We start from the raw sequence: 21,390 nt of genomic DNA, 5'->3' as shown, positions 1-21,390 counted from the left end.
TGGGAATATAGCAGCAGATCCGCCGCAGCAAACCTGTGCTAAATTCTGATTTTACGCCGATTCCCGCGCGATAAGCTGCCCGGAGAGGGTTATGCGCTGCGTTTGCAGGTCCGGCTCTTTCAGCCTGCGGATCATCAGCCCTGCCGCCTGGCGGCCGGTCTCTTCGCTGGCAGACGAAACGTAAGTCAGTGACGGCGACGTGAGATTAACGTGGAGCATATCTTCAAAACCAATCAGCGCCACCTGCTGGGTTAAAAACACGTCTTTACCCACCGTGCGCCCCACCTGGTGAATACCTGAGATCGAACCGATCATCGCGTCCGGTGAATGGCAGAGCAGGGCGGTAATCGTGTTGTTCTTCTCCAGCAGCTGGCGAGTCGCCATGGCCGCCGCCTGCGTGTCATCGGTGCAGGCTGGAGAATATTCCTCACGCCAGATCAGACCGTTCTGCGTCATCGCGCTGCGAAAACCAAGCAGGCGCTGCTCGCGGATACGGCACCCGTCGCGCCCGCCAATGTAGGCGATGGTGCGGTGCCCGCGCTCGATAAGATAACGCGCGGCCAGGTTCGCCGCCTGGCGGTTATCGCGCATCACCAGATTGCATTTCTCTTCCAGCAACGACTGCGAAACCGCCACAAGCGGCAGCGGGCAGTGGCGAATGTGTTCCGGGAGAGAGGCGGTGCGGGTGTCCGACGCCAGGTAGATGACGCCCGCCACGCCCTGCTGCTTAAACGAGAGCAGGGTACGCTCAAGATGTTCGCCGTCATTCAGCGGCTGACCGAGAAACACCATATAACCCTGCTTCTCCAGCTCCTGAACGATGCTCGCCATCACCTTGATGGAAAAGCTGTCGCTGAAGTCGCGCAGGATCAGGCCGATTAAGTTGGAGGTGTTGGCGCGAAGATTGGCAGCGGCGACGTTATGAACATAGCCCAGCGTTGTGATGGCGGCATTGACCTTCCCGATCGTCGCCTCTGAGATCTTCCCTTTCTGGCGCAGCACCAGCGAAACGGTAGAAACCGACACGCCCGCATGCTTTGCGACATCAATGATGCTGACTTTCTTCAAAACCGCTCCCTGAAATTTACCGATTATCAGCCAGATAAGAGGCGACCCCCAGCGTACAGGAGACGCCTCCTTCAGGCATCTTATTATTTGCCAATCATCGTGGACATCGTCTGGGCGATAAACTGTGCTCTGGCCCCGAAAATCACCTGTATCCCGTTATCGCCCACGAACACCACGCCGCGCGCGCCAAGCCCATTCAGCCCGTCCCGGTCCACTGCTTCGCTCTTCGCCACTTCCAGACGCAGACGCGTGATGCAGGAGCCGACGGAATCAATGTTCTGCGCACCGCCCAGCAGGCCGATGATTTCGGTGGCAAGTTCGGAATCGGACTTGTCATTCGCGCTGGCGGTCACTTCGGTGCGGCCCGGCGTTTTCACGTCGAAACGGCGGATCACGAAGCGGAAGGTGAAGTAGTAGATTAATGCCATCGGAATGCCGATGATAATGGCGCTCAGGAAGTTGGTCTGATAGCCGTTAAACGACGGCAGGATCCCGAACGACAGGTAGTCGATAAAGCCCGCCGAGAACGACTTGGCGATATGCGCATGCAGCAGGTACATGGTCATGTACGCCAGGCCTGCCATGATGGCGTTGAAGACGTAAAGGATCGGCGCCACGAAGATAAAGGTGAACTCTACCGGCTCGGTGATGCCCGTCAGGAAGCAGGTGAGGGCGGCGGAGAAGAGAATACCGGCCGCGATTTTCTTATTCTTCGTGTGCGCTTCGTGGTACATCGCCAGACACGCCGCGGGCAGTGCGAACAGCATCAGCGGGAACTCGCCCTGCATGAATTTCCCGGCGTTCTGGTAGGTGTCGCTGCTGAAGGATTTCACTCCCTCTTCCAGCATCTTGAACCAGATGGTCTGGTCGCCGTGGATCACCTGACCCGCCTGGGTAGTGTAATCCCCGAACGAATACCAGAAGGAGGGATACCAGATGTGGTGCAGGCCGAGCGGGATCAGCGCGCGCTCCACCAGCCCGAAGATAAAGGTCGAGGCCGCCTGGTTATCGCCGTTCACCACCACGGACAGGGCGTCGATGCCGGACTGAATATGCTGCCAGACGTACGGCAGCAGCAGGCCGAGCAGGAACGACAGAAACGCCGTCGCAATCGCCACAAAGCGCTTGCCGGAGAAGAAGCCGAGGAATTCCGGCAGCTGCATGGTGTGGAAGCGGTTGTAACACCAGGCCGCAAGAATACCGCAGATCAGGCCGCCAAAGACGCCCATCTGTAACGTCGGAATGCCGACGACCATGGCGTATTTCCCGCCCTGGGAGGCCATTTCCGGCGTAATGCTCAGCACGGTGCTGATGGTGATGTTAGTGACAAACACGGAGACCGCCGCAGAGAGAGCGGCAATGCCGGATTCCGAAGCCAGTCCGACGGCAGAGCCGATGGCGAAGAGCATTGGCAGGTTATCAAAGATAACCCCGCCTGCGTTCATCATCAGCGGCAAGTGGAACTTATCGCCGAAGGCCAGCAACAGGCCCGCAGCGGGAAGCAGTGAAATTGGCAGCATTAAGGCGCGACCAATCATCGATAACTTAGACAGCGATTTAACAAACCCTGATATCAGGCTCATGCTGATTTCCCCCGAGTAGCGCTTTTTTTGCGCTGTTATTGTAAGTAGAACGTTTTAGTAGAACGTTCTACTTATCGTGGGGAAAGTCTGAAAATCGCGCAACTTAAATTTCACATTTCGCCAGAGGGAATAGTGATTATTTGAAGTTGATCGATAATTAACCGTGATGGGTGTGAGGGGATGTTTATCCCCTCTCCCTGTGGGAGAGGGTTAGGGTGAGGGCATCAGACAGCTCAGGCCGTCACGGTCACGCTCTGACCTGCGAAGCTCACGGTCTGACCCGCGACAATTTTGCAGCGCTTGCGGGTTTCCACCGCGCCGTCTACTGTTACCTGCCCGTCGGCGATGACGATTTTCGCCTGCGCGCCGCTTTCGCTCCAGCCTTCCAGCTTCAGTAGATCGCACAGCTCAACGTGCGGGTGTTTACCTAAAGAAAAAGTTGCCATGATTACGCGTCCTCTACGTCGTGATACTCCTCGCACGCCTGCAAGGTATTCTGAATCAGTGTTGCTACCGTCATCGGGCCAACGCCGCCCGGGACCGGAGTAATATAGGATGCGCGCGCTGCGGCATCTTCATACACCACGTCGCCAACCACTTTGCCGTTTTCCAGGCGGTTAATACCCACGTCCACGACGATTGCGCCCTCTTTGATCCACTCGCCCGGAATAAAGCCCGGCTTGCCGACCGCAACGATCAGCAGATCGGCGTTTTCGACGTGATGACGCAGGTTTTTGGTGAAGCGGTGGGTGACGGTGGTGGTGCAGCCCGCCAGCAGCAGCTCCATGCTCATCGGACGGCCCACGATGTTGGAGGCGCCAATCACCACGGCGTTCAGGCCATAGGTATCGATGTTATAACGCTCCAGCAGCGTCACGATGCCGCGCGGGGTGCATGGACGCAGGCGCGGCGCGCGCTGGCACAGGCGGCCTACGTTATACGGATGGAAACCGTCAACGTCTTTGTCCGGCGCGATACGCTCCAGCACCTTCACGTTGTCGATGCCCGCAGGCAGCGGCAGCTGAACCAGGATACCGTCGATCTCTTTATCGGCATTCAGGGTGTCGATCAGTTCCAGCAGTTCCGCTTCGCTGGTGGTTTCCGGCAGATCGTAAGAGCGGGAGACGAACCCCACCTCTTCACACGCTTTGCGTTTGCTGCCGACATAAATTTGCGAAGCCGGGTTGCTGCCAACCAGCACAACGGCCAGCCCGGGGGCGCGAAATCCGGCGGCTTTACGCGCCTTCACTTTTTCCGCAACCTCAGAGCGCACCTGCTGCGCAATCGTTTTACCGTCAATAATCTTTGCTGCCATCAGAGAGAAATTCCGTCTGTAACGTTAGAAAGGGGGGATTGCCTGTATTTTGTCAGAAGCGAGCGCCGCTGTCAGTCACCCTTTACGAGATTTCATCGATGTCCCGCAAAATCCCTTCTCAGGGCATGGTCAATTTCTTAGAGGTGATTAGGATGTGACCTGGCTAAATGGCAGCGTTTTGACATATTACAAAATAGATTCCTGAGCTACTTTGTCCTCTCCGAAATAAGCCTTCAATTTTTTAATTGAACGTATTTCTTATTCCCGAATATGCGCGGGAAGGGTTATTTACATTTTAAAGGAATAGACATGAAACTCAGCAACATTGCTTCTACTGTTATTGCAACTCTGGCCCTGGTCGCGGGTGCCGCTCACGCAGAAGATCCGGTAGCGCCTGTATCTGTAAACGGTGGTACGGTGCATTTTAAAGGTGAATTAGTGAATGCCGCGTGTTCAGTGAATACTGACTCTTCAGAGCAGACGGTTAATCTTGGCCAGTACCGTACCGCGAAATTCACTAAAGTGGGTGACACCACCTCCAATATTCCGTTCACCATCGAACTGAACGACTGCGATCCTGCGGTAGCGAAAACCGCTGCTGTCGCGTTTACCGGCCAGATCGACGCCACCGACAAAACGCTGCTGGCGGTAAGCTCCGGTAACAACGACAACTCCGCGAAGGGCGTAGGTATTGAGATCCTCGACAGCAAATCCTCCACGCTGACCCCGGACGGTGCAACCTTCTCTGCGGCGCAGAACCTGATTGAAGGGACTAACACCCTGAACTTCACCGCGCGCTATAAAGCCACGGCGGCGACCACCGAGCCAGGCCAGGCAAACGCGGACGCAACATTCGTAATGAAATACGAGTAATGCCTGAGTACAGGGATGTGGCTGGCCTCAGGGAAGAGGTCTTTTGATCGCCTATACCGGGAGCGAAGGATGACAAGGACTGGGATACTGCTGTGCGCCCTTGCGATTGCCCCAGCGGTAAACGCACATACCGTGGTTATTGACGGCGGCAAAGTACACCTCAGGGGAGAGCTGGTTAACGGCGGCTGCGCCGTGGCTCCGGACAGCCAGAATATGCGCGTGGATATGGGGCAATACCGCACAAACGCCTTTTCCGGCGTCGGCAGCTTTTCCACGGTTAATGTGCCGTTCACCGTACGTCTGCTGGATTGCAGCGTGGACGTCTCCCGCACCGTGGGGATCCAGTTCCAGGGAGTGACACCGGCAGAAGACCCGCAGGTTTTCCTGGCGACATCGCGGCCGGGGGAAAATGCGGTCAGCAGTGGTGTCGGGCTGGCGCTTTTTGACGAACAGCAACGTCAGATCATCCCGAACGCGACGGCGGTGAGCTGGTTACCCATTAACACCCGCGAGCTGGTATTTCATTTCAGCGCCCGCTACCGGGCAATTTCCGAACACCTTGTACCAGGCACTATTCAGTCGAATGTCTGGTTTACGTTGATTTATCCCTGACGCCTGCGAACTAATTATTAAAGGTACGGTTGTGATGAACACCCTGATTAAACCTGGACTGTTTTTATCTTTTATTTTGATGATGGTTTCTGCCAGCGCGAATGCGTCCGGCGGAATTGCGCTGGGCGCGACGCGCGTTATTTATCCGGCCGATGCCAAACAAACGTCGCTGGCGATCACCAACAGCAATAAACAAGAGCGCTATTTAATTAACGCGTGGATAGAAAATGCCAACGGGCAAAAGGAAAAAACCTTTGCCGTCACGCCGCCGCTGTTTGTCAGCGAGCCGGCCAGCGAAAACACCCTGCGCATTATCTACGCAGGCCCGGCGCTGCCTGCCGATCGCGAATCGCTCTTTTACATGAACGTCAAAGCGATTCCCTCCGTCAGCAAAAAACATCAGGACGGCAACAACGTCCTGCAACTGGCTATTCTGTCACGTATCAAGCTGTTTGTTCGCCCGGCTAACCTGGCGATGCCGCCGGAAGAGGCGCTCTCACAGCTGCGCTTTGAGCGCGTCGGCAACCATCTTAAGGTGAGCAATGCCTCACCGTATTACGTCACGCTGGTCAATCTGAAGCTCGGCGGACAGACGCTGGATAACCTGATGGTTGCTCCTAAAAGCTCGGCGCAGCAGGTGCTGCCTGCCGCTACGAGCGGCACGCTCTCCTGGCAGAGTGTGAATGACTATGGCGCCATTACGCCGGCGCGTAGCGTCAGCCTGTGAGCAGAGACAGGGCGATGAACACTCAATGGCGTTACTGCCCGGTTGCGCTGGCACTGATGGCAACGCTCTGGCCACTCGCTGGCTGGGGCGAAAGCTACTTTAACCCGGCGTTTCTCTCCGATGACACGGCGAACGTCGCGGATTTGTCGCGTTTTGAAAAAGGCCACCAGCAGGCACCGGGCGTCTATCGCGTCGATATCTGGCGTAACGATGAGTTTATCGGCACGCAGGACGTGCGGTTTGAGCAAGCTGACAACACGCCGCCGGTCGCAGGCGGTTTGTCGCCGTGCATTACGCGCGCGATGCTCGATCGCTTTGGCGTCAATATCGCCGCCTTCCCGGAACTGAGCAACGTGCAGGGCGATACCTGCGTTCCGCTCACAACGGCTATTCCGGGCAGCGAAGCGGCGTTCAACTTCGCCTCGTTGCGCCTGAACGTCAGCCTGCCTCAGGTGGCGATGCAAAACAGCGCCCGCGGATATATTCCGCCTGAACAGTGGGATGAAGGCATCCCTGCCGCGCTGCTGAACTACAGCTTTACCGGCAACCGGGGCAGCGACGACGACAGCTACTATCTGAACCTGCAAAGCGGGTTGAACTATGGCGCCTGGCGATTACGCAATAACGGCGCGTGGCGTTATACCGAAAGCAACGGCCAGCGGCACAGCAGCTGGCAAAATATTGGTACCTGGGCGCAGCGTACGATCATCCCGCTGAAAAGCGAGCTGGTGCTTGGCGACAGCAACACCGGTAACGATGTCTTCGACAGCGTCGGTTTTCGCGGTGGTCGCCTCTATTCGTCCGACAGTATGTACCCGGACAGTCTGCAAGGCTACGCGCCTACCGTGCGCGGAATCGCCCGCACCCCTGCCAAAGTGGTGATCCGCCAGAACGGATACGTGATTTACCAGAGCTATGTGCAGCCGGGGGCTTTTGCGATAACTGATCTTAACCCGACCTCCTCAAGCGGTGACCTGGAGGTGACGGTGGAAGAGAAGGACGGCAGCCAGCAGCGCTACACCGTCCCGTATTCCACCGTTCCTCTGCTCCAGCGTGAAGGACGCTGGAAATACGATCTGGTGGCAGGGGACTATCGCAGCGGCAACAGCGAGCAGGACACGCCGTTCTTTACTCAGGGTACGATGATTGCGGGTCTTGCCGACGGCTACACGCTGTACGGCGGAACGCAGCTGGCCTCGCGCTATACCGCCATCGCCATTGGCGCGGGTAAAAACCTCGGTGACTGGGGGGCGGTTTCACTTGATCTCACCCATGCCCGCAGCCAGCTTGCCGATGATAGCCGCCATGAAGGGCAGTCCCTGCGGTTCCTGTACGCAAAATCCCTTAACGGATTCGGCACCAACTTCCAGCTGCTGGGCTATCGCTACTCGACCAAAGGCTTCTACACCCTCGACGATGTGGCCTGGCGCACAATGGAAGGCTACCAGTATGGCGACGATCAGGACGATGACGGCGTGCCGGACGTGCAGAGCTATCACAACCTGACGCTGAATAAAAAAGGGCGTTTCCAGCTCAATATCTCCCAGTCTCTTGGCGATTACGGCTCGGTGTACGTGTCGGGCAGTCAGCAAAATTACTGGGGCACCAGCGAATCCAACGTCTGGTATCAGCTCGGCTACGCGGGCGGGGTGAAAGGGGTCAGCTACGCCTTATCCTGGTCGTGGAACAAGGCCGTCGGCATTGATGGAACCGACCGGATCGCCTCGTTCAACGTCTCCGTCCCGTTCAGCCTGTTCACCCGTCACGGCTACCGTCGCGATAACGCGATCGATCGGGCCTATGCCACGGCCTCTGCCAGCCGTAACAGCGACGGTGATACCAGTTGGCAGACCGGGATCAGCGGAACGCTGCTCCAGGATCGTAACCTGAACTACAGCGTTACGCAGGGCCACACCAGCAATAACGGTGCCAGCGGCAGCGCCAGCGCTAACTGGCAGGCAACGTACGGTACGCTGGGCGTGGGCTACAACTACACGCGGGATCAGCACGACCTCAACTGGCAGCTTTCCGGCGGTGTGGTAGGGCATTCAGACGGCATCACATTCAGTCAGCCGCTGGGCGATACCAACGTCTTGATCAAAGCGCCGGGCGCGTCAGGCGTGAGCGTCGAAAACCAGACCGGTGTCAAAACCGACTGGCGTGGCTATGCGGTGATGCCGTACGCCACGGTGTACCGTTACAACCGCGTGGCGCTCGACACTAACACCATGAGCAACAACACCGACATTGAAAATAACGTTTCCAGCGTCGTGCCGACGAACGGTGCGCTGGTGCGCGCCAGTTTTGACACCCGCATCGGCGTGCGCGCGTTGCTCACCGTTAAGCGTGATAACCAGCCTGTGCCGTTTGGGGCGGTGGTGCGTGAGACGCAGAGCGGCGTAACCAGCATGGTGGGAGATGACGGTCAGATTTACCTGAGCGGGCTGCCACTGAGCGGGGAGCTGCTGATTCAGTGGGGAGACGGGAAGCAGTCCCAGTGTCGTGCGCCCTACAGCCTGCCAGAACAGAGCCTGCAACAGGCGATCACACTTAAGGGGATCCGCTGTGAATAAAATCCATTATCTGGGGCTATCCCTGCTGGCATTTTTGCCGCTATCTCAGGCGTTCGCCACCGTCTGCGTCAATGAAAATGGCGTGCCGACGGAGGTGTATTACGACCTGACGGATAAATTCAACAGCTCCAATAACCAGGTGGGGCAGATTGTCACACTCAGCGAGAAGTCTCAGTGGGTGGGTGTTAACGCCGTCTGTCCTAAGGGAACGTCCGGGAACACCACCAAGCGCAGCTATGTTACCGATTTCCCGGTCACGGGCACCAGCGATGGCTACCAGTATCTGAAGCTTAACGACTATCTGGACGGAGCGATGAAAATCACCGACAGCTACGCTGGCACCTTCTATCCACCCAGAAAGTACATTCAGATGGGGAGCCATCCGAACGTGTCTAAAAACAAACCGTTTGGTGTACAGGATTCCAGCCTCGTCTTCCGGCTTAAGGTGACCCGACGCTTTATTAATATGGTGGTGATCCCCCGGGCGACCATGTTCCGGGTTTACGTCACCACGACCTCCTCGGATCCGCTCACCACGCCGGTTTATACCATCAGCTACAGCGGGACCATTCAGGTGCCTCAGAGCTGTGAAATTAATGCCGGGAATGTGGTGGAGTTCGATTTCGGAGACATCGGCGCCTCCCTGTTCAGTAAAGCGGGCATCGGGAATAAGCCGGAGGGGATCTCAGCGCAAAGCAAAACCATCGGCATAAAATGCACCAACGTCGAGGCGAACGCCATGCTCACGATGCGTGTTGAAGCGGAGAAGGTTTCAGGCAGTACGCTGGTTTCCGATAACGCGGATGTGGGTTTTGTGATTGCCAACAGTAATGGCGTGCCGCTGACGCCCAACAACCTGACCAGCAAAATCCCGTTCCGTCTGGACGACAGCGCTCAGGCACAGGTGGGGATCCGCGCGTGGCCCGTCAGCGTGACCGGTAAAAAACCTGCCGAGGGGCGTTTTACCTCTCGCGGCTATTTACGCGTCGACTACGACTAAGGAGCAGATATGCGAAACGGAATACGGTATTTAGCCGTCGCGCTCTTTGCGCTTTGCTCCCCTGCACACGCAGAGACGGCGCTTGGGGAAATTAACATTCAGCTCTACGGCAATATCGTGGATTTTACCTGCGTGGCGGAGGGGGACGACAGCAATAAAACCGTCACGCTCGGCACCTGGCCCACGAAACAGCTCCGCACAACGGGGAGCCGGACGCAGCCTGTGCCGTTCACCATGAAGCTGACCGGATGCCCGCCGGGGGCAGCTTCGGTCACATTTACGGGGAAGATGGACGGGCATGATAACAGCCTGCTGGCGCTGAATGATGCCAGCGCGGCCAGCAACGTGGCCGTGGAGATCCTTGACCGGGATAAAACGCGCCTCGCGTTGCAGCAGGCCAGCCAGACGGTGGCGGTGGATGCGCAGGGAAATGCAGAACTGTCGTTTTATGCCAATTATATCGCCACGGCGGATAATCCGCAGCCGGGCCGGGCTGACGCCGATGCAACGTTCATGATCAATTATAATTAATCGTATCCACTCTCCCTGTGACGATTATATGTTGCAGGGAGAGAGAGGGATTACAGTAATTCGTGCGCTTTCGCGTAATCAATTAATTCAACGATACTTTGCACGCCCAGCTTGGAAAAGATATTAGACTTATGGGCACTAATTGTTTTGTTGCTAAGTAATAATTGATCCGCAATCTCCTTATTAGATAATCCGTTCGCCAGATATCTCAGAACCGTCACTTCACGATTCGATAATGGCATATCCACAGCGGCGCCCGTCCGCGACCCCAGATGGTTTATAAAACTTAATGTTTCTGAAGGGAAGAAAGAATAGCCCGTCAGTATCATTTCCACCGCGTTATAAATTTCCCCCAGATCTTTTCGCTTACTGACAAAACCATTTGCCCCGGCGCGGATGGCGCGTCCTGCGTAGAAGGCTTCAGATTTTGAAGAGAGGAAAAGAACCTTAATGTCTTTATTTAAGTTCCTGATTCTTTTCAGTAATACGAACCCATCCGTGCCCGTCATTTCAATATCGAGAATGACCAGGTCAATGGGGTGGTTGCGTATACAGTCAAGCACTTCGTGGCTGTCGCCTGACTTCAGTTTGACCTGGATGTTTTTATTTTTCTGTAGCAGGACTTCTATCGACATTCTGACGATAGGGTGTTCGTCCATAATGATAACGGATGCCGGTTTCATTTTTTATGCCTCAGATTGTTAAAAGCGTTATGCTGAGTTTTGTTAAAACTCTCGAAAAGCCGGAAGGATAATTGCGCAGATCCTTGTACGGTAAATGTCCCTGGGAAGAGCGAAAGCATCCTTGTTTACGTAGTGGTGATATCAATGCCTCAGCGCAGTTATCTCATAAGGCTGGTTATGGCAAAATGATTTTTCTTATTCGCGTGTCAAACACGTCTTATTATACCGTTTAAGTATTGTCCGAAAAGCCTGTAAATTAATATCCATATATTGCTGATTATTATGTTCTGGATCTGAATCACTAACTTTTTAAAATTAGCAAAAATGTCCTGATATTGCATTTACCACACACTTTCATCTTTATGTAATAACAAAAAATAAACGATTTTACTGTATGTTAAATGAATGTTAACAGTGAGCGGGCTGTGACAACCAGCATCCCGCCTGCCCGCCATCCCTGAAATCCGCCATTTCGTGCGTCATCTCTCCGTTTCAAACGTCTCCTGGCAAATTGCCGTTCCCAACAACAGAACAGCACTATCTGCTGTTTTCTTCACCTCTCATCGCATTCTTTTACAGGTAAATCGCTTGTTTTTACACCATTATCATCCTGTTAACGGAAGCGCCAGAACCTTAACGCATGGATAAAATCACTCTCGTTGAGCGTACCAGCAGCATTTCGCATGGTTTAAGGTCAAGAATTAGGAATAGTTATAAAATCGAAAGTTTTGTTAAAAAACACAAAAATTTAACATGTTTCCTAAGTAATTTCCTAAAGGTCTTTAGGAATTAAGAAGTTACTGAATACGTTAATACGTGAAATCTGAGAGGTTGTTGAGAAGATGTAGCAACTCATGACGATGATTCAGTCCAAGTTTCGCCAGGATGCAGCTGAGACGGTAAATAATGCGGCTATATGGGCGGTTCTGTAACTGCGCGATCTGACGCAAGGAGCTACCCTGTGACAGCGCCTGTAAGATCGGCCATTCATCCCGTGAAAACCACTCTTTGCGGTTGCCGGCGGGTGCCGGTGCTTCCAGCAAGGTTTGTTGCATAGCTAACGCCGTAAGCTGGCGTTCAAGCACATGAAAAGGGCCAGCCGCTTTACAAAACAGGCGAGCATCATAATCATCGGCGCGGACGAGCAGGTAGGGTGTCAGGTAGGGGGCGAACAGGCTGTGGCGGCGTAATCGGTCCAGCAGGTCAATGAGCGGCGAGGCGCGGCTTTCAATGTCAACTACCAGACGCGATGAAGGCCAGTGATTTAAATCACTGAGAGCGGCATCCAGCGTGGAATAGTCGCAGCAATTGCTCAGGGGCGACTGCCCGCTCAGAAAACCGGAACGGAAATAATTATCCTGTGTGACCAGAATGATAAAGGGAGCATCGGTTTTGCGGGTCTGGTTGATTGACTGGCTCAAATATTCGAGACGATCAAAAAATGGGAGAGCAAAAGGCGAGTGCGTAGAACCCAGTGAATCACTTCCTGTCCGACGACGCCGGTAACGGCGTACTGTCATTCGCATAGCTTCCCTCTTGGCGATGACCGTTCAGTCCTCCTGCCATCTCCAGGATGGCCAATAATATCCCTGACCGAAGCGCGCGCCAGCATGAAGCGCGCATGTACGGTCCCGTTCTGTTTCAATGCCTTCAATAAGCACATTCGCAGCAATTTTTGAACAAAGGGTGACCAGCTGTGTCAGCGCCGGCGTTTCACGTAAACGCCAGAAAGCGATCTTATCGATTTTTATTCCGCATAACGGCAGGCGACAGGATAAAAATGCTTGCCCTGACGCTTCATCAATATCGTCCAGCCAGATCCGGTGTCCCCGCGCGGTCAACTGCTGAAGCGCACAACTCACCCTCTGACGTACCGGGTCTGAGAGTGAAAAGAACGAGGCAGGTTCCACGAGTTCAATGTTCAGCGGTGGGCTGTTAAGTTGCAGTAAACGCTGGAACATTTCCGGTATGGTCAGAACGGTTATCGGCAAATTTATGAAAAGGTTGTCACAAGGGAAGGGGTTTTTTAACGCGGCGATCTGTGCTTCCAGCAACACAAGCGCCCGGGTGGCTGACCAGTCCTGGAAAAAGCTTTCGCTTTGCTGATGCGGCGACAGCACGCTGAGCACTTCGGCTCCCACCGCGCGTGAAGAGGAGAGGGCGACAATAGGTTCAAGCTTAATGCCTGTAATGTCGTGTGAGATGTGCTGCACGCACGCGGGAAAACCTGTCTGCTCTGGCGCTGTCACTCCGTCGTCCTGTTCACTTCCAGCCTCCAGGCGGCCGGGATACCGCAGGACAGTGTGAAGGTGAAGTAAACAGGAAAACAGCAGGCGTTACTTAAAAGCGGCTAAGCCTTTTCGCAGCCCGTAAAAGAGGGATAAATGTTGAAAAAACAGCCGTATTTACAATCAGCTAGTCATTATCGCCAGAGAAGGCGGAAAAGGCATTGACTCACTACGCATTGACCGTATAATTCCAGGCGTTTCACCACCGCGAAGTACACTCTTCTCCGTGCGCCCTTAGCTCAGTTGGATAGAGCAACGGCCTTCTAAGCCGTAGGTCGTAGGTTCGAATCCTACAGGGCGTGCCATTTAAAAACAGGCGCTTACGCCAGTTTCAAGCCAGCCTGATTTTCTCCTTGTGTCGTATTTGTGTCATGGTTGCTAAAAATGGCATCAATTTTCCGTGCGTGTTCGCTTAAGTGGTTCGGTGCCAGGTGAGCGTATCGACGGACCATTTCGATGGACTCCCAGCCGCCCATTTCTTGCAGAACGGACAACGGCACGCCGGACTGAATTAACCAGCTCGCCCAGGTATGCCGGAGGTCGTGAAAACGGAAGTCCTCTATACCCGCTCTTTCCAGTCCAATGCGCCAGGCGACATTGTCATCCACTCGCATTTTTCTGACAGCCGGAGTGACGGTTTTATCCGGGCGCGTTGATGGTTTCGTGTGAACGAATACCCACCTGGAACTTTTCCCGATCTGATCCCTTAACACCCTGCATGCGGTATCATTCAGAGCCACGCCGATAGCCTTGCCCGCCTTCGCGTTCTCCGGATTTACCCATGCAACCTTTCTCTGCATATCGACCTGCTGCCACTCCAGATCAATGATGTTGGAGCGGCGCAGGCCGGTTGCCAGTGCAAATATCACCACCGGCTTTATCGACTCCGGCATGCAGGCAATTAACCGTTCTGCCTCGTCCCTGGTCAGCCATCGGATGCGTTTGCTGATCGGCTTTTTCGTTTTTATAACTGGGGCAGTTTTAATCCATCCCCAGTCATTAGCCGCAGCCTTGAACAGAGAGCGCATGAAAGAAAGGTGCTGGCTCTTTGTGGCCTGGCTTACCGGTTTCTCAACATACGGCGGCGGTTCTTTCCCCCGGCGTATAGCCGCGTCCCGGCGCGACTCCCACACCTGAATATGCTTGCGGTTGACCATCTTCGAAACAGCTTCATGAACCTGATCAGCCGTGATGGTTGAAATATCCCGGCCGGAGAAATGCCGTAGGAAATATTCGATTTTGGTCTTATCGTCATCGAGTGACCGCTTATGCTCCTTCTCGCGGATCCACCTGATGCAACATTCCTCGAATGTCCTTGTGGGAAGCTCCCCAATTTTATCCACCCGCCACGCTTCAGCCTTCAGCTTGTCGTGCAGCTCCTGCGCTTGTTTCTTGTCCCCCGTACCAAGAGATCGTCTAATTCTTTTCCCTGACGGCGTAACGAAATGACAGTGCCAGATGCCGCCTCTGAGGGTGATTGACATAAAATTTCTCCTTTATGTTCACCCGCGCTCGCGGAAACAGGATCGCGCGGGTCATGTAAATACGCAATACAGGCGACGTCGGTCGTTCGGTATTTGTTCCCGATTTTCTTCCCGGCCAGCTGCCCCGAGTCGATAAGACGGTAGACAGTTCTCGGTGAGACTTTCAGGAGTTTCGCTGCCTTTTGCGCAGTGAGTGGCTCTGCTGTAACCATCTCCCCTCCTATGACATTGTTTTATAGAACTGCGGGCCGTCGGGTGTTGCCGCGCGTAATTCGTTTTCCGCGTGCACTGAATAATTGCCGTCATCCCATCGCACCCAGGCTTTCGGGTGAACGCCTTCCGGTTCCAGTTGGCTATCCACCACGCCATGTATACCGCCGGTCTTCTTCTGGACTAATGCGCCCACATTAAAAGCAGCCATTGCACACCTTCCGGTTCGTGAAGAAATGAGATGAGAGCGCCCAGCACCATAAGTGCGGCGATGAGCCAGATAACGGGATTACCTTGCATCTCTGACCTCTTTGTAAATGTCGTGAGTTTCGATGCAGGATTTGAAGGCCAGTGCGCCAGATAGGAAGTGATACCAACTGCCATCTGCATATAGCATCAGATATGCAGCGCAGGATGCAGTAATGCCAGGGCGGAGAATCAGCATAATTAGAAAGCCAATCCACTTCGGAAGAGTTATTTGCATGGTGAACTCCCAAAAAGTAGCCCGGCGCGGGGCCGGGCAAAATGGATGACGTTGCAGTGCTTTCGCACCCAATAGCCAGCTCATAACTGGCTATCAGTTGCGTCAGTCGTCTTCATCTTCGTCCCAGTCCCCGTCGTAATATGGTGATGCGAGAAGTGGGTTTGTTGCGGAATGTATTTCACCAGCGGCACCCTGGCGTTGAAGTCGACGAAGCGCTTCGTATAGCTCGAAAGCCTCGGTTCGCTCATCACCTATATCGAGGGAGCACGCCACTTTGTGCGCCTCGGTGACCAGGGTTGATAGCTGGTTTCTTATGTCCTGAATGGTGCTCATAATTCTCCTTACGCCGCACGCTGGGCGCGCAGCGATTTAATGTGCTCGCTCGTCTCCAGTTCGGCGCGTATCTGCGTCGCCTCACGGTGATCGAGGTGCTCAAAGTCATTGTTGAATCTGTCGATTGAAGCGGTGTTTATCCGGCCCTGGCGCCAGTAGCGGACTATCTGTGATGTGCAGCTGTGGATGATGACGGGCCAGCCGTGCTGGTCAGCGTAAATCTGACCCCGTTGAATTAGCTGGAACATTGGCTGACTCCTGCAAAAGGAGGTAGACGATTGCTACCGCGCGAAGTGGATTACGGTGAGTGGCGGTGACACCTAATTCGTGTGATGCCATCCACACAGTCTTTCCTGATGGAACGAGCCGGATCCGATGTTTCTTCATTACCGGGAAAAGCTCTTCCGCTTTGTGCAAAGGGAAGAAGCCAGTGGTTGCTTTGGTTCCACACCAATCCCAGCTAAGTTGAGCACCTCCTGAGTGATGAGGACTTATTTCTGCTTCATATTTCGGCTTAAGAAGGTTTGCGAGAAGCACGCTGATTTGACCATCGCTGAGTTTGCTGTAATCCATCACATGCCTCTCTGTTTATTCCGAAGCTCAATGACGACCTGGCACTCCGCGCACGTCTGGCAGCCGGGGACGGCAGCGCGCCGCGGCTCGGGAATTGGTTCGTCGCATTCTTCACAACGCTCAGCTGATACGGCATTACGGTCGATGCGGTGAGCGGAAAGGGCGGCGTTACGCTGAAGCTCTTCAATCTCTGCTGCGGTATCGATGATGTCCATGGTCAATACTCCCGGAACTGTCGGTTAATTCGGTTGAAGGTGAACGCCAGCAATAAAAAAGGAGCCTTAAGCTCCCGGGTGATTAGTGCCTTCATGCGGCGCCGCCTTCATTCTTTTCGGCTTCGACCGCCATCTGCTCAAGCCGTCGCGATAGCTCGGCGGCAAGCGTCTGGAACTCTTCCTCGGTCGCCACCGGGATCGGCACAAAGCGAATCCCGATTTGCGCGAGGTTATTGGCAATTTCGAGGCTCTTCCTCAAATCAACTGGAGAGGCTCTGTTCATGCGGCGCGATCCTCTTCCTGGAAGATAATTTCCATTTCCAGCTTCTCGGCCAGGGCATTCTCCGCTCGGGCACCAGCGGAGTGCTCCCAGCCTTCAAGCATGTAGATAGCATCAGCACAGCGAAGCATAGACAGGCAGATGTCCATGTACTCGCCCTGGGTTAATCCATCTGGTAGACGGGCGGGATTCAGAACAATATGGCCTTTCGACCAGAGATGAAAATGCGCATGGTTAAAAGCGGAACGGTTAAAATTAGGTAGGCCGCTCATGGGCCCGGCAATATAAACTTTCACGATTCAACTCCGAAGCGGCGATTAAGCCTGCCTGTATATACGACGAACTCCAGGAGGCTAACTCCCAGAGCTTCAATTTTCTTGTGATGCTTGTTGATGATGGGAGGCACCGTTTCGTTCCAGTTAGGCTTTGGCTTCTTGCGCATGGCCTGCTGGATTTCCTCGGTGCAGCGACGGCAGGCGGATCGGATGGCATTGTCTGTTTCTGGCGTCATGCGGCCTCCGTTTTCACAACGTCGATGGCGCAGCCGGGTAGCAGTTCTACCGCGGCGGTGTCGCACTGATTTCCCCAGTGATGCCAGCCTGGCGCTGCGCTGCGGCTGAACAACTCAATGCGAGGCACATCACCGTAAAGCAGCTCCAGCCGGTGCCGTACTTCCCACGGCTTTTCGCTATGCGCACCGAGCGGGCTGTAGACAACCTGCTTAATCCCGGCGTGCTGTCGTTCAAGCCCGGCGCCGCGGGTAGCAATCAGCAAGTCTTCGGTGTTGGCTCGGGTGTGGTTTCCGCCGTTCATGCGCGTCTCGGCGTTAAGCAGATCGAGGAAATCGTAAAAGTCGGTGACTTCACCCTCAGCCAGTACCTTGTTGATGCGCAGCTCGGCGTTCTGATTCAGCTTCACCCAGGTAAACCCTTTCATCGTGCGAACGGTAAAACCCCAGGCCTCTGCCAGTTCGATAGCCTCCTGGTTATGCGTGCCGGTGTACCACATCGCCAGCACAGCGTTTTCGGCGGCAAGTTCCCAGACTGGCAGGCGTTTGATGTCGATTAGCTTCATGGTGGAATAGTGGTCGGCAGCGGCGCCATTGCTGATGGTGTTGCCGTAAGACCATGGCGGATCGACATACAGAAGTGAGTATTTCGCTGTCATGCCGCCTCCTGCCTTTCCCGATATTCCTCAGCGAGCCGCTGCGCCTTTAGTGGATTGCTGACCACTTCACCCCATGGCATTAGCCAGCCGTTACCAGTGAAGGGAAGGCACAGTGTGCCAACCCTGATGTCGTCGTGAGCGTGAGTCATAGGATGGACTCCATTTCGTCGATGTAGAGGCCCTGAGCAATGAGGCGGCGACGGCGGGCGGCACGCGCTATGCATTCTTGCCGTCTACCTTCCTGCGACTGCTCTATTGCGCGCCGGGTGAATAGCCGCGATTTACACTGCGGCGTTACAACCTTCGGCTTCGTTACGAGGTCGAAGGTGCGGTCACAGATGCCGTCCTCGTTGAGCCATTTCTTCGACTCAACGATCTGCGCTATCTGCCCGGAACCGCGGGTGATGCCGTTGGCGACCCGGTTGAACTCGATGAGCGTGACGCCAAACTTCTCAGCGATTTCGCTGCCGGTTACCGGGCGGCCGCGCGTCTGAATCATCCAGATAACGCGCTCACGGAGGCCGGAGAATTGCCCGGTTCGCCCGGGCCTGCGGTAGAATGGCGTGCGTTTCATTTCCACTGCTCCCCGAACGTGAAGCCAATTTCCGCCAGCGCTTCGTCCATCTTCTCGATGAACTCCGGCACCATTTCGTCGAAGTAGGACATGTATTGCGGATCCCGCTCAACTACGACGTGGTGAATACCTTCGCGTTTCATGCGCGGGTCGTAGTTGGCAAAGAACCAGGCTTCTTTCCCGGTCACCCACATGCTGTACTGCACCTGGGCCATATACGCAGACTTGATGGCTTCGAAACCGCCAAGGCGGAATTTCATGAAGTCGCGGGAGGTGAACGGGCATTTAAGCTCAAGGCCGAACCCGTTACTGCACAGGCCGTCAGGGGAGCACGCGGTGCGCATGCTCTCGTCACGGAACAAGATCGGAGACTCCGTAACTTTCACGTCCGTGGTGAACTCGAAGAGGGTGCGGGCGTCTTCCTCGTACTGCTTTCCCCAGGCCAGCGCCTTGGCGTTAACCTCTGGCGCGACGCCGGTGCATACCTCGGCGAGTAGGGTGTGGAAGTAGGACATCTTCATGTCTGTCCATTTCTTTCCAGATCTTGGCTTGGCTATGACGTTGTGTACTTCTGAGGCGGTGATGACGCCGAGGCGCAGCCGGTGCCACGCCTCATCGCCCTGTTGGATAGTGGTTACGTCAATGCCGGTCCTGGACAGGATAATTTCTGGTGTCATGCTGCCGCCTTAGCTCTTTTCTGAAGAAAGCCAAACCCTTTCTGTGCCTCTTCTTCAGTGAGCTCTGACGCCTCAAGAATTTGCCGTTTGAAGATGTCGCTGCACAGTGGGAGGAAGTCTTTCTCCCAGTCTTTATCCAAGGTCGTTAAGAGATCGGTGATCGCCTGAAGCGTTTCTTCGCTTGCTGCTGGTGGAAGCGCTTCTGTGGTGTTGCGCGGCGTGACGTCACGGATATCAACGTCCAATGATTTGCCTTCCATTTCTTCGGCGGTAGGCTGCTGTCCGATCTCGGGCCAGGCCTTACGCAACGCCTGCGCTTCTGCGCATTTCGCCAGCTGTCCGTATGGGCGCTTTTTCCACATCGCGTTCGGCGCCGTGGTGTCGCGGCCCCCTGTGGCGTAGTTTTCAATCCAGTATTCTTTGGCGCTGAACTCGACGATCTCGCCGCTGGGCATGCGCTTGTAGACTGTGTATTTGCACCACTGAGGGAAGGTCACCTCGACACCAGTAAGCGTCTGAGTTACGTCGGGCCCGAACTCAGGCTCGCGGGCACCGGCATAATCGCCAGAACGGTCTGCCTGAATGCGGTAAAGCCCGATGCCCGGCATGACCACGTCGCGCCAGTCACCTTTCCCTGTTTTCGAGTCTTTGACGTACATCGGAACGAGGTGGACAGGTTTGAGCAACGGATCCAGCTGGCGGGCGCGGCAGTAGTCAAGCGCCATCATTACCGATTCGTCTTTGGCGCCAGGATAGATGCTGTTCTTCAGCGCGCTCCAGGTGGAGACGTCGACGCCTATCTCCTGAAGCGACGTCGCTGTGATTGTTAATTCGTTTGCCATCGTTAATCCCCTCAAAAATTAAAACGGGCAGCCGGTACGGTGTTCCCAGTCGTATTCCGCCTGGGCGTAAGCAACTGCCGAAATGAAATCGTTGTAGGCCTCGCCAGCTTTATCGCTGCGAAGTCCTTCGTATGGGCTGGAGTCAATCGGGACCGTGAAGTGGAAGAGTCCGGATGGCTCTTTTGGCATCATGTCGATGATTTGCTGTGCCCGGTCGTCGATCCACTTCTCTTTCTCGTCGGTGAGCTGCTGTTCAGCCCAGCGCCGATCTTCGATGCGGTCGTAAGTGAGGTATGCGTTCATGGTTGCCTCAATAATGAATTTTCGCGCAGGGGACCAGGTCATCTTTCAGGGCGGTAAGCACTTCGATAGCCTGTTCGCGGGTTAAGCTGGTGTTGCTGGTGAGCGCGTTAACGATGTTGGTGCCGACCGTCTTGCGGTGCTTCACGTCAGCTTCGCGCTTAGCCTGTTCGTCGGCGATGCGCTTCTCTTCAGCCAGGCGCTTCTCTTCTGCCTGTTTTGCTTTGAGGCGTTCAGCTTCAACCGCCGCGGCTTTTTCGCGTTCCGCACGGGCTTCCGCTTCCTGCTTCTCGCGAGCTGCACGCTGTTCCGCTTCGACGCGCTGGCGTTCAGCCAGCTCTGCACGGGCTTTCTCTTCAGCTTCACGGCGCGCTGCGGCTTCAATCTCTGCTTTGTGCATCGCTTCGGCATCGCGGCGGGCTTGTTCTGCCGCTTCCTGCTTCAGTCGCTCGTCACGTTCACGCTGAGCCTGTTCTGCCTGGCGGCGCTGCTCTTCGCGTTCACGGTCGAAATCCTTGTTCATCAGCAGAGCCATTTCGTGGTCTGCTTCGAACTGAATCGCGCGCTGCAAATCGATGTTCTCGTTCATCACCAGCGCTTCGGCGTGCATAGCGTTCATGGCTTGTTCAGCCTTGATGCGTTCTTGCTCGGCTTCCCATTCGGTTAGAGGACGGCGCACTTCATCCTTAAGCGCTTCCAGCCGCTCACGCACAATGCGGCGGCTTTCGTCGATCTGCTTCGGCAGGGCTTTAAGCTCAGCAACCAGATCCTTGCCGGCGTTGTCGATGTAGGTTTTGGAACGGGCAACCTTGTGCGCCATGGATGCGATAGCATCGCGGCCTTTACGGGTCGACACATCCGGTACCAGGCTGCGAGCTTCTTTCTCGATCGCCTCAATAATCGGGTCTAGCTGCTCTTTGGTGGTGAATACCGCCATTGCGTTCTGTTTCTCAATGACGACTAAGTCCGTTACTTCGCTCATGGTTTCTCCTGAAATT

Annotated in this window: 30 protein-coding genes and 1 tRNA gene; 7 read left to right on the top strand and 24 right to left on the bottom strand. The window is 55.0% G+C overall.

The window, feature by feature from the left end; genetic code table 11:
* Positions 1-51: 51 nt before the first annotated feature.
* From malI to folD, 4 genes are all read right to left on the bottom strand, one after another.
* Entirely contained in the window at positions 52-1,068 is a 1,017-nt protein-coding gene (gene malI, locus ACOTZD_RS16925) for a Mal regulon transcriptional regulator MalI (RefSeq protein ID WP_022650520.1), read from the bottom strand.
* Positions 1,069-1,151: 83 nt separating this feature from the next.
* A complete protein-coding gene (locus tag ACOTZD_RS16920) occupies positions 1,152-2,651 on the bottom strand; it encodes a PTS transporter subunit EIIC (protein WP_003858916.1) in 1,500 nt (499 codons plus the stop codon).
* Between the two features lie 233 nt (positions 2,652-2,884).
* A complete protein-coding gene (gene ybcJ / locus ACOTZD_RS16915) occupies positions 2,885-3,097 on the bottom strand; it encodes a ribosome-associated protein YbcJ (protein ID WP_022650521.1) in 213 nt (70 codons plus the stop codon).
* 2 nt (positions 3,098-3,099) lie between these two features.
* Entirely contained in the window at positions 3,100-3,966 is an 867-nt protein-coding gene (gene folD / locus ACOTZD_RS16910; RefSeq protein ID WP_006809817.1) for a bifunctional methylenetetrahydrofolate dehydrogenase/methenyltetrahydrofolate cyclohydrolase FolD, read from the bottom strand.
* A gap of 309 nt (positions 3,967-4,275) precedes the next feature.
* Between folD and fimA the strand changes: the two genes are divergently transcribed.
* The 6 genes from fimA to sfmF all read left to right on the top strand — a co-directional run bounded on the left by fimA (position 4,276) and on the right by sfmF (position 10,282).
* The gene (gene fimA / locus ACOTZD_RS16905; protein ID WP_003858911.1) at positions 4,276-4,839 is read left to right on the top strand and encodes a type 1 fimbrial major subunit FimA; all 564 of its coding nucleotides are present in this window, start codon (positions 4,276-4,278) and stop codon (positions 4,837-4,839) included.
* A gap of 69 nt (positions 4,840-4,908) precedes the next feature.
* A complete protein-coding gene (fimI, locus tag ACOTZD_RS16900; protein ID WP_003858910.1) occupies positions 4,909-5,451 on the top strand; it encodes a type 1 fimbrial protein subunit FimI in 543 nt (180 codons plus the stop codon).
* A 34-nt stretch (positions 5,452-5,485) separates the two neighbouring features.
* A complete protein-coding gene (gene fimC / locus ACOTZD_RS16895; RefSeq protein WP_022650522.1) occupies positions 5,486-6,178 on the top strand; it encodes a type 1 fimbria chaperone FimC in 693 nt (230 codons plus the stop codon).
* Positions 6,179-6,192: 14 nt separating this feature from the next.
* A complete protein-coding gene (locus ACOTZD_RS16890) occupies positions 6,193-8,751 on the top strand; it encodes a fimbrial biogenesis usher protein (RefSeq protein WP_100397239.1) in 2,559 nt (852 codons plus the stop codon).
* Positions 8,744-9,751, top strand: coding sequence for a type 1 fimbria D-mannose specific adhesin FimH (gene fimH / locus ACOTZD_RS16885; protein ID WP_003858903.1), 1,008 nt, complete (start codon positions 8,744-8,746; stop codon positions 9,749-9,751). Before ACOTZD_RS16890 ends, fimH begins: the two co-directional genes overlap by 8 nt.
* Positions 9,752-9,760: 9 nt before the next feature.
* Positions 9,761-10,282, top strand: coding sequence for a fimbria assembly protein (gene sfmF, locus ACOTZD_RS16880; protein ID WP_003858902.1), 522 nt, complete (start codon positions 9,761-9,763; stop codon positions 10,280-10,282).
* Positions 10,283-10,332: 50 nt separating this feature from the next.
* Here sfmF and fimZ read toward each other — a convergent pair whose 3' ends face one another.
* The 3 genes from fimZ to ACOTZD_RS16865 all read right to left on the bottom strand — a co-directional run bounded on the left by fimZ (position 10,333) and on the right by ACOTZD_RS16865 (position 13,178).
* Positions 10,333-10,965, bottom strand: a complete 633-nt coding sequence (fimZ, locus tag ACOTZD_RS16875) for a fimbria biosynthesis transcriptional regulator FimZ (RefSeq protein ID WP_003858901.1) — start codon at positions 10,963-10,965, stop codon at positions 10,333-10,335.
* 809 nt (positions 10,966-11,774) lie between these two features.
* Positions 11,775-12,491 carry a helix-turn-helix transcriptional regulator gene (locus tag ACOTZD_RS16870; protein WP_022650524.1) on the bottom strand — a complete coding sequence of 239 codons (717 nt, stop codon included), beginning with the start codon at positions 12,489-12,491 and terminating at the stop codon, positions 11,775-11,777.
* A 24-nt stretch (positions 12,492-12,515) separates the two neighbouring features.
* Positions 12,516-13,178 (bottom strand): EAL domain-containing protein, encoded by a 663-nt coding sequence (locus tag ACOTZD_RS16865; protein WP_032608685.1) that lies wholly within the window; start codon positions 13,176-13,178, stop codon positions 12,516-12,518.
* A gap of 303 nt (positions 13,179-13,481) precedes the next feature.
* On the opposite strand from ACOTZD_RS16865, the gene ACOTZD_RS16860 reads away from it, so the two are divergent.
* Positions 13,482-13,558, top strand: a tRNA-Arg gene (locus ACOTZD_RS16860).
* A gap of 15 nt (positions 13,559-13,573) precedes the next feature.
* Here ACOTZD_RS16860 and ACOTZD_RS16855 read toward each other — a convergent pair.
* The 17 genes from ACOTZD_RS16855 to ACOTZD_RS16775 all read right to left on the bottom strand — a co-directional run bounded on the left by ACOTZD_RS16855 (position 13,574) and on the right by ACOTZD_RS16775 (position 21,374).
* Positions 13,574-14,731 carry a tyrosine-type recombinase/integrase gene (locus ACOTZD_RS16855; RefSeq protein ID WP_421636355.1) on the bottom strand — a complete coding sequence of 386 codons (1,158 nt, stop codon included), beginning with the start codon at positions 14,729-14,731 and terminating at the stop codon, positions 13,574-13,576.
* Entirely contained in the window at positions 14,614-14,949 is a 336-nt protein-coding gene (locus ACOTZD_RS16850) for a helix-turn-helix domain-containing protein (protein WP_071888795.1), read from the bottom strand. The genes ACOTZD_RS16855 and ACOTZD_RS16850 overlap by 118 nt, the downstream gene beginning before the upstream one ends.
* A gap of 8 nt (positions 14,950-14,957) precedes the next feature.
* Positions 14,958-15,158 (bottom strand): hypothetical protein, encoded by a 201-nt coding sequence (locus ACOTZD_RS16845; RefSeq protein WP_045341128.1) that lies wholly within the window; start codon positions 15,156-15,158, stop codon positions 14,958-14,960.
* Between the two features lie 375 nt (positions 15,159-15,533).
* Positions 15,534-15,764: a hypothetical protein gene (locus ACOTZD_RS16840; protein ID WP_047746161.1), complete on the bottom strand. Its 231-nt coding sequence runs from the start codon at positions 15,762-15,764 to the stop codon at positions 15,534-15,536.
* Between the two features lie 8 nt (positions 15,765-15,772).
* Positions 15,773-16,012, bottom strand: a complete 240-nt coding sequence (locus ACOTZD_RS16835) for a DUF4222 domain-containing protein (protein WP_058683360.1) — start codon at positions 16,010-16,012, stop codon at positions 15,773-15,775.
* On the bottom strand, positions 15,975-16,337 hold the full coding sequence (locus tag ACOTZD_RS16830; RefSeq protein WP_421636351.1) for a hypothetical protein: 363 nt from the start codon (positions 16,335-16,337) through the stop codon (positions 15,975-15,977). The genes ACOTZD_RS16835 and ACOTZD_RS16830 overlap by 38 nt, the downstream gene beginning before the upstream one ends.
* Positions 16,337-16,552 carry a TraR/DksA family transcriptional regulator gene (locus ACOTZD_RS16825; RefSeq protein WP_421636350.1) on the bottom strand — a complete coding sequence of 72 codons (216 nt, stop codon included), beginning with the start codon at positions 16,550-16,552 and terminating at the stop codon, positions 16,337-16,339. The genes ACOTZD_RS16830 and ACOTZD_RS16825 overlap by 1 nt, the downstream gene beginning before the upstream one ends.
* 91 nt (positions 16,553-16,643) lie before the next feature.
* Positions 16,644-16,835, bottom strand: a complete 192-nt coding sequence (locus tag ACOTZD_RS16820; protein ID WP_148744645.1) for a DUF1382 family protein — start codon at positions 16,833-16,835, stop codon at positions 16,644-16,646.
* On the bottom strand, positions 16,832-17,128 hold the full coding sequence (locus ACOTZD_RS16815; protein WP_032665544.1) for a DUF4406 domain-containing protein: 297 nt from the start codon (positions 17,126-17,128) through the stop codon (positions 16,832-16,834). The genes ACOTZD_RS16820 and ACOTZD_RS16815 overlap by 4 nt, the downstream gene beginning before the upstream one ends.
* Positions 17,125-17,343, bottom strand: coding sequence for a hypothetical protein (locus ACOTZD_RS16810; protein ID WP_047720562.1), 219 nt, complete (start codon positions 17,341-17,343; stop codon positions 17,125-17,127). Before ACOTZD_RS16810 ends, ACOTZD_RS16815 begins: the two co-directional genes overlap by 4 nt.
* Complete coding sequence (locus tag ACOTZD_RS16805) at positions 17,340-17,999, bottom strand: MT-A70 family methyltransferase (protein WP_421636349.1); 660 nt, start codon at positions 17,997-17,999, stop codon at positions 17,340-17,342. Before ACOTZD_RS16805 ends, ACOTZD_RS16810 begins: the two co-directional genes overlap by 4 nt.
* Entirely contained in the window at positions 17,996-18,148 is a 153-nt protein-coding gene (locus ACOTZD_RS16800; protein WP_049125852.1) for a DUF1317 family protein, read from the bottom strand. Before ACOTZD_RS16800 ends, ACOTZD_RS16805 begins: the two co-directional genes overlap by 4 nt.
* Positions 18,145-18,573 (bottom strand): regulator, encoded by a 429-nt coding sequence (locus ACOTZD_RS16795; RefSeq protein ID WP_421636348.1) that lies wholly within the window; start codon positions 18,571-18,573, stop codon positions 18,145-18,147. Before ACOTZD_RS16795 ends, ACOTZD_RS16800 begins: the two co-directional genes overlap by 4 nt.
* A complete protein-coding gene (locus ACOTZD_RS16790) occupies positions 18,570-19,250 on the bottom strand; it encodes a lambda exonuclease family protein (protein WP_421636347.1) in 681 nt (226 codons plus the stop codon). The genes ACOTZD_RS16795 and ACOTZD_RS16790 overlap by 4 nt, the downstream gene beginning before the upstream one ends.
* Positions 19,247-20,092 carry a phage recombination protein Bet gene (gene bet / locus ACOTZD_RS16785; RefSeq protein WP_022651074.1) on the bottom strand — a complete coding sequence of 282 codons (846 nt, stop codon included), beginning with the start codon at positions 20,090-20,092 and terminating at the stop codon, positions 19,247-19,249. Before bet ends, ACOTZD_RS16790 begins: the two co-directional genes overlap by 4 nt.
* Positions 20,093-20,110: 18 nt before the next feature.
* Positions 20,111-20,395 carry a host nuclease inhibitor GamL gene (gamL, locus tag ACOTZD_RS16780; protein WP_045346704.1) on the bottom strand — a complete coding sequence of 95 codons (285 nt, stop codon included), beginning with the start codon at positions 20,393-20,395 and terminating at the stop codon, positions 20,111-20,113.
* 7 nt (positions 20,396-20,402) lie between these two features.
* Positions 20,403-21,374: a hypothetical protein gene (locus tag ACOTZD_RS16775; RefSeq protein WP_063436914.1), complete on the bottom strand. Its 972-nt coding sequence runs from the start codon at positions 21,372-21,374 to the stop codon at positions 20,403-20,405.
* Positions 21,375-21,390 lie beyond the last annotated feature (16 nt).

This window comes from Enterobacter cloacae complex sp. SHL022, from assembly GCF_049237785.1.
Classification (GTDB): Bacteria; Pseudomonadota; Gammaproteobacteria; order Enterobacterales; family Enterobacteriaceae; genus Enterobacter; species Enterobacter hormaechei_C.
This window is presented reverse-complemented; position numbering and strand designations above follow the sequence as displayed.

Bases quoted from the DNA above. Each gene is read 5' to 3' on its own strand.
- ACOTZD_RS16795 (WP_421636348.1), bottom strand. From the start codon at position 18,573: ATGAAACGCACGCCATTCTACCGCAGGCCCGGGCGAACCGGGCAATTC.
- ACOTZD_RS16800 (WP_049125852.1), bottom strand. From the start codon at position 18,148: ATGACTCACGCTCACGACGACATCAGGGTTGGCACACTGTGCCTTCCC.
- ybcJ (WP_022650521.1), bottom strand. From the start codon at position 3,097: ATGGCAACTTTTTCTTTAGGTAAACACCCGCACGTTGAGCTGTGCGAT.
- ACOTZD_RS16920 (WP_003858916.1), bottom strand. From the start codon at position 2,651: ATGAGCCTGATATCAGGGTTTGTTAAATCGCTGTCTAAGTTATCGATG.
- ACOTZD_RS16805 (WP_421636349.1), bottom strand. From the start codon at position 17,999: ATGACAGCGAAATACTCACTTCTGTATGTCGATCCGCCATGGTCTTAC.
- ACOTZD_RS16825 (WP_421636350.1), bottom strand. From the start codon at position 16,552: ATGGACATCATCGATACCGCAGCAGAGATTGAAGAGCTTCAGCGTAAC.
- fimZ (WP_003858901.1), bottom strand. From the start codon at position 10,965: ATGAAACCGGCATCCGTTATCATTATGGACGAACACCCTATCGTCAGA.
- ACOTZD_RS16820 (WP_148744645.1), bottom strand. From the start codon at position 16,835: ATGAACAGAGCCTCTCCAGTTGATTTGAGGAAGAGCCTCGAAATTGCC.
- ACOTZD_RS16775 (WP_063436914.1), bottom strand. From the start codon at position 21,374: ATGAGCGAAGTAACGGACTTAGTCGTCATTGAGAAACAGAACGCAATG.
- ACOTZD_RS16790 (WP_421636347.1), bottom strand. From the start codon at position 19,250: ATGACACCAGAAATTATCCTGTCCAGGACCGGCATTGACGTAACCACT.
- ACOTZD_RS16890 (WP_100397239.1), top strand. From the start codon at position 6,193: ATGAACACTCAATGGCGTTACTGCCCGGTTGCGCTGGCACTGATGGCA.
- folD (WP_006809817.1), bottom strand. From the start codon at position 3,966: ATGGCAGCAAAGATTATTGACGGTAAAACGATTGCGCAGCAGGTGCGC.
- fimI (WP_003858910.1), top strand. From the start codon at position 4,909: ATGACAAGGACTGGGATACTGCTGTGCGCCCTTGCGATTGCCCCAGCG.
- ACOTZD_RS16850 (WP_071888795.1), bottom strand. From the start codon at position 14,949: ATGGTTACAGCAGAGCCACTCACTGCGCAAAAGGCAGCGAAACTCCTG.
- ACOTZD_RS16835 (WP_058683360.1), bottom strand. From the start codon at position 16,012: ATGTTCCAGCTAATTCAACGGGGTCAGATTTACGCTGACCAGCACGGC.
- ACOTZD_RS16830 (WP_421636351.1), bottom strand. From the start codon at position 16,337: ATGGATTACAGCAAACTCAGCGATGGTCAAATCAGCGTGCTTCTCGCA.
- ACOTZD_RS16845 (WP_045341128.1), bottom strand. From the start codon at position 15,158: ATGGCTGCTTTTAATGTGGGCGCATTAGTCCAGAAGAAGACCGGCGGT.
- sfmF (WP_003858902.1), top strand. From the start codon at position 9,761: ATGCGAAACGGAATACGGTATTTAGCCGTCGCGCTCTTTGCGCTTTGC.
- fimC (WP_022650522.1), top strand. From the start codon at position 5,486: ATGAACACCCTGATTAAACCTGGACTGTTTTTATCTTTTATTTTGATG.
- ACOTZD_RS16810 (WP_047720562.1), bottom strand. From the start codon at position 17,343: ATGACGCCAGAAACAGACAATGCCATCCGATCCGCCTGCCGTCGCTGC.
- gamL (WP_045346704.1), bottom strand. From the start codon at position 20,395: ATGAACGCATACCTCACTTACGACCGCATCGAAGATCGGCGCTGGGCT.
- bet (WP_022651074.1), bottom strand. From the start codon at position 20,092: ATGGCAAACGAATTAACAATCACAGCGACGTCGCTTCAGGAGATAGGC.
- fimA (WP_003858911.1), top strand. From the start codon at position 4,276: ATGAAACTCAGCAACATTGCTTCTACTGTTATTGCAACTCTGGCCCTG.
- ACOTZD_RS16870 (WP_022650524.1), bottom strand. From the start codon at position 12,491: ATGCGAATGACAGTACGCCGTTACCGGCGTCGTCGGACAGGAAGTGAT.
- ACOTZD_RS16840 (WP_047746161.1), bottom strand. From the start codon at position 15,764: ATGAGCACCATTCAGGACATAAGAAACCAGCTATCAACCCTGGTCACC.